The organism is Leptospira weilii serovar Ranarum str. ICFT, assembly GCF_000332415.1.
Taxonomy (GTDB): domain Bacteria; phylum Spirochaetota; class Leptospiria; order Leptospirales; family Leptospiraceae; genus Leptospira; species Leptospira weilii_A.
The window spans coordinates 1-4,988 of the sequence record NZ_AOHC02000017.1; the positions used below are offsets into that span (position 1 = coordinate 1).

Sequence of the window (4,988 nt, forward strand, 5' to 3'; positions counted from 1 at the left end):
GAGTGACGAACGCAGCGAGAAGTCGAAGTTAGGCGATCGGTTTGGCTATATTAGAAATAGATCCTAAGCAGAGATTGGAAATTTAATCACATTTTTAGGTTTATCTTGTAATGCATTCCATAAATCTAATTTAATCTGCATGTTAAGCCAACTTTCAGGAGAAGTATTAGTCGCTAATGCAATCCTAATTGCCGTTTCAGGAGTAATTGAACTTTTGGCATTAACTATCTCTGAAAGAGTTTTACGTGATATCCCTAAATCCTTAGCCGCTTCTGTTATAGTCAAACCTAATGGTTTGATTACATCTTCTAATATACTACTTCCCCTGGGTGTGTAGGTTTTCTTTTATTCATAATTATTACTTCTAATGATAATCTTCGTAATCGACTAATATGGCGTTCTCACCTTCAAATTCGAACGTAACACGCCAATTCCCATTTACCCAAACTGACCATCGCTCTTGTTCCTTACCCTTAAGCTGATGCAATTTGAATGAAGGCAAGTCCATATCCTTTGGATTTAGTGAAGCATCCAATCTATCTAAAATTCGACCTAACTTCCCTGCGTGATCCGGTTGAATTCCTCGTTTACTCCCAGTTTCAAAATACTGTTCTAATCCTTTGTGTTTAAATGAAACTATCAATACACACATCGTAACCTATAAGGTTACAATGTCAAGCAATTTAACTATTAAAATTAGATTTGCCAAACTGTCGCCTAACGAAAGAGGCTTCTCGACGTTCGCGTTCCCGAAGCGCCTGTGCGCGATGGAGTTGGCACGAGGTTCGAGCGACCTTAGTCGCGTCTTGCGAACCGAAGTGACAAAGCAATGTGCCGGAGGCCGTAGTGAGTCCGAGCGGGAACCGCGAGTGGCGAACGAAGCGAGAAGTCGAAGTTAGGCGAAGTCAAATGCTAAAATAGCTCACTGCTTCTTTGACAGATGAAATAATTTTTGGAGGATTTAGATAATCTGTGAATGGTCGCGTATTGAAGTGATGTCTCATTGCGCTATCAGTTAACATAACATCGTAATATGGAATTGCATAGGAAGCATGCAATGAATCTTCAGGGTCAGTCTCTTTGTAATTGTAATCCTTCGATCTTGTGCCCGCATAATATACATTTAATACTTTTTGCGAACCTAAAAAATTTGAATTTTTATTGTGCATCGATGATTTAATTTTCGCAAGTATAGATTGCTCATCGATCTTTTTCTGAGAATGAAGTCTTGCTTCATTAATTATAGGTTGTATATTATCTAGTAAGCCTTGAACTTCAAAATCATACCAATATTTTATTGGTTGAGTAGACTGTAATGATTTTTCCTTGTTCAGATCTTCTGCTACTCCCGACTTACTCGGTGATGCAGACTCTATATTCATTATTAAACAAGCTAATTCATCTATAGTTAGATTCTTTTGTTGCTCGAATAGAATTTTATTAGAAGGGTCTCCTTGTGTTATATCTCCAATCATATAAGGGGTATTGACCCAGACACATTTTGGCGGGATTAAATCATTTTCAATTAGTTCAATAGTTTCTTGGACATAAAGTGGCTCACTCGCTAGAATTGCAGTGTCTAAGCTTAACTCTTTCACGACTTCTATGAATTCTTCTCTAGTACTTACATCCGTTTGTTTCGTTAACTCAATTAAAACTGGAAAACTGACTGGACATATTAATTCTCCTTCATTCACTTTTTTCTTTATTGTTTCATAAAGACTGTCATACAACGCATTATTTTGAGTTCCTCTTCTAGAGTCCCGAAAATAGATCCAATAATTCTGATCCAAATAGACTTTTTTTCTACGCTTAATTAAATCTGTTTTTGTTTTTGCATTATTTATTATCGTCTCATTCAAAAACATTTTCCGCTCCTTATTAAGACTGTTATTTGATTTCGCCTAACGAAAGAAACTTCTCGACGTTGCGTCCGCAAGCGCTTGTGCGCGACGCGGTTGGCACAAGGTTCGAGTGAACCTTAGCGAACGTCTCGCGAACCGAAGTGACAAAGCAATGTGGCCGAGCCCGTAGTGAGTCCGAGCGGGAACCGTGAGTGACGAACGGAGCGAGAAGTCGAAGTTATCCGCAGTTTTGAAGAATCAAGTTAGCGGAAATTTTTGACGATAATCAAACAATGGATATTAAAAAGTTTGAAGATAAGATTTTAACTGATATAGAAACAGTTATCTTGGAGATTATTAGAAATAATAGGAAAATTCCTATACAAGCTAAATCAAGAGCCGGTGCTGAAATTAGCAATTTTTTAGAGAATGAATTTATAAAGATTGCAAAGAAGAATAAAGCTATTACGGATGCTGTATCTTCTCCCTCAGGTGCAACAAAAAATCCCTGGGATGCAAAATTCACATATAAATTAAAGGATAGGGAAGAAATTATATGGCTTGATTTCAAAGCGTTTAAAGTTTCTGGAGAGGATAGCAATCCTGATATTGGAACACCAAATAAATTTTTTGATCTTGTTCGATTAGGAGGTTTCTATCTAACATTCGTTTACGTCTATTATGAAGAATTTGAGAGTGGTATACAATTTACGAGTAATAAATCAGACAAATATACTAAAGTATATTTTCTAAAAGATATACATCATTCGTTCAGAAGGAATCCGAAAAATCAGTTGCAAGTCAATATCTCAGAGAACCCTGAATATCGAACAAGAACTGAATTTCTTCATTTGTTGGTTAAAAAAATAATAGAATCACATAAAAGACAGATTGATATTTCAAATCGTGAGTTACTAAAACTTTCAAAGGAAGAATTTTTACAAGACTTATTGAAGCAAAACGGAGAGTCTGAGAGTATAATTAGAAAGCTATAACCTCGTTTTCAACGTGTTTAATTTCATCCTCAGTGAGATTGAAATATTTCGATAACAATACGTCTATACTATTTATATATTTATTTCTTTCATTTTCTTCTTCAGAATAGATTTTCTGTACTAGGAGGGAAATTTCTTTTTCCAACTGTGATGATTTTGGGATAGGAAGAGTTGAGAGATCCGAAATTTTTATTTGGGGTTGTTTACCTTCTGAAAATCTAATAATTTTCGTCTTTTGAGCAAAATAAGTCATTATTTTAGAGTTTAATATTCCACAAATATAATATAGTTTCTCGAGGGTAGTATTTGTAGAATCTCGAAAAGAGAATACATAAAGACTATTATTTGCCGAACTTTTGCCTAAATCAATTGATGCAATTAACTGTTTCGCCGATTGCCTGATGTATATTTTGAAATTATCATAGATAACTTGTTCGCCTAATCCAATTCTTTTTTTATTTTTTATTCCTTTAGATTCTAATTCTATTTTAAGTCTATCGTTGATTTCATCTTGAAGTTTTTTATTGTATGAAAATACCTTTTCAAATTTAAAGGAGCCATACTTCTCCCGTAACGATTTCGATCCTTGATAATAGGGGTACAAATTCATTTTATCTACATGATTGCTTCTATTTTCAGTAAATAAGTTTTCCATATCTAACATCATTGTGCAGGTTCGTAAATTTTTATTAAAGAATAACTCGCCCAAACGATCAGAAGATGATTTATTTGTTAGTTTATCCAGAATTATGAAATCGAATTCTGAACTATTCCAACGGAATTTGAATTCATCCTTTTCGTTATACCAGTCATTTTGTTTTACGAAAATGGGATTTTTAAACTTAGACTCATTGATTTGGACAGTATGAGTTGAATCTGGTTGTTGTTTGATCAATTTTAGTATCATTTGGCCACTCGCAACAGAAAAGCCCTTTATGTTTGTGTCAATAGATACAATAGTGGTATTTTCTAATAAGTATTTTCTCGTATACTTAAAAGCAGTTTCAAAAAATGATATATCAAGAATAAAAGATAATTTGCCGCCATTTTTTAATAAGTTAATACTTTTTTCTATAAATAGCATCATCAGATTTAATTTACCATTCTTTAAGCTGTCTGGAAACTGGTTGTAAGCATCGAGATATTTGATTCTTTGTAATTCATTTTCTTTCTTATCTCGTCTTCCATAGAGAGTAATGTAAGGAGGATTCCCAATTACAAAATCAAAAAAATTATACATGCTTTCAAATGAATCGTTATTCTCGTTTGAGCAGTAAAATAGATTGTTTTCACCATTATTTGAAACAGTGAAGTCAGTATTAAAGGAGTTAAATTTCCCTCTATATTCTTCTTCAAATGTATAAAAATAAAAATCACTAATATTATTTTTAGTCATTCGAACCATGTTCGGATCTATATCGTTAAAATAAATGACGTCATTTATAGCTGAGTAGATAATTTCTTTATTGTTTGTGAGTTTATAAATTCGATCCAAAAGTCTTATCAAGAAAATCCCTTTTCCGCAAGAAGGTTCTAAAATTTTATAATATTTTATGTCATCGTATGAATCTAAAATATCTAAAAGACTATCAATTATTGTTAAATCATCAGTTAAAAATATACCGTTTCTCTTTCTATCTACAGTGCTCAAAGATTCCTGATGCTTTTTCTGATAACCTATAAAATAATCAAAAAAGTCTTTAAATTCGCCCTTTAAACGAGTCTGGTTATTGTGAATGAGAATCTGAGAAGACATAATAAATAAATCTAATAAGGCTAAAAAATATTGCAACAATAAAGTTGTCTGTTTTTGATGGGAGGTCGACTTATCTAGTTAATTGAGCTTCAAAATTGCGTCTAACGAAAGAGTCTCCTCGACGTTGCGACTCCAAGCGCTTATGCGCGAAGGAGTTGGCACGAGGTTCGAGCGAGCCTTAGCGAGCGTCCCGCGAACCGAAGTGACAAAGCAATGTGGCTTTAGCCCGCAGTGAGGGTTGCATAAGCAATCCCGAACGAAGCGAGGAGACGAAGTTAGGCGAAGTAATAGCTTATTACTTTCTGCGAGCGATATTGCTTTCGCAATGAGATTTAATTAGTTGAAGGCTTATTCTTTTTGAAACAAATTCTTTTTTAAAGTATCAGAAATAAG

The 4,988-nt window shown here is 34.0% G+C and carries 5 protein-coding genes; 1 reads left to right on the forward strand and 4 read right to left on the reverse strand.

Features of this window, described 5'->3' with window-relative positions; genetic code table 11:
* Positions 1-63 precede the first annotated feature (63 nt).
* The 3 genes from LEP1GSC060_RS04870 to LEP1GSC060_RS04880 form a co-directional block, all read right to left on the reverse strand.
* Positions 64-285, reverse strand: a complete 222-nt coding sequence (locus tag LEP1GSC060_RS04870) for a HigA family addiction module antitoxin (protein WP_230458303.1) — start codon at positions 283-285, stop codon at positions 64-66.
* A gap of 79 nt (positions 286-364) precedes the next feature.
* Complete coding sequence (locus LEP1GSC060_RS04875; protein ID WP_230458304.1) at positions 365-652, reverse strand: type II toxin-antitoxin system RelE/ParE family toxin; 288 nt, start codon at positions 650-652, stop codon at positions 365-367.
* 253 nt (positions 653-905) lie between these two features.
* Complete coding sequence (locus LEP1GSC060_RS04880; RefSeq protein WP_002997206.1) at positions 906-1,862, reverse strand: hypothetical protein; 957 nt, start codon at positions 1,860-1,862, stop codon at positions 906-908.
* A gap of 275 nt (positions 1,863-2,137) precedes the next feature.
* On the opposite strand from LEP1GSC060_RS04880, the gene LEP1GSC060_RS04885 reads away from it, so the two are divergent.
* Positions 2,138-2,839 (forward strand): SAM domain-containing protein, encoded by a 702-nt coding sequence (locus LEP1GSC060_RS04885; RefSeq protein ID WP_002997196.1) that lies wholly within the window; start codon positions 2,138-2,140, stop codon positions 2,837-2,839.
* On the opposite strand, the gene LEP1GSC060_RS04890 is transcribed toward LEP1GSC060_RS04885, so the two are convergent.
* Positions 2,826-4,595: an Eco57I restriction-modification methylase domain-containing protein gene (locus LEP1GSC060_RS04890; RefSeq protein WP_155119625.1), complete on the reverse strand. Its 1,770-nt coding sequence runs from the start codon at positions 4,593-4,595 to the stop codon at positions 2,826-2,828. The two genes, LEP1GSC060_RS04885 and LEP1GSC060_RS04890, sit on opposite strands and share 14 nt — an antisense overlap.
* Positions 4,596-4,988: the final 393 nt, after the last annotated feature.

Bases quoted from the DNA above. Each gene is read 5' to 3' on its own strand.
- LEP1GSC060_RS04875 (WP_230458304.1), bottom strand. From the start codon at position 652: ATGTGTGTATTGATAGTTTCATTTAAACACAAAGGATTAGAACAGTAT.
- LEP1GSC060_RS04885 (WP_002997196.1), top strand. From the start codon at position 2,138: ATGGATATTAAAAAGTTTGAAGATAAGATTTTAACTGATATAGAAACA.
- LEP1GSC060_RS04890 (WP_155119625.1), bottom strand. From the start codon at position 4,595: ATGTCTTCTCAGATTCTCATTCACAATAACCAGACTCGTTTAAAGGGC.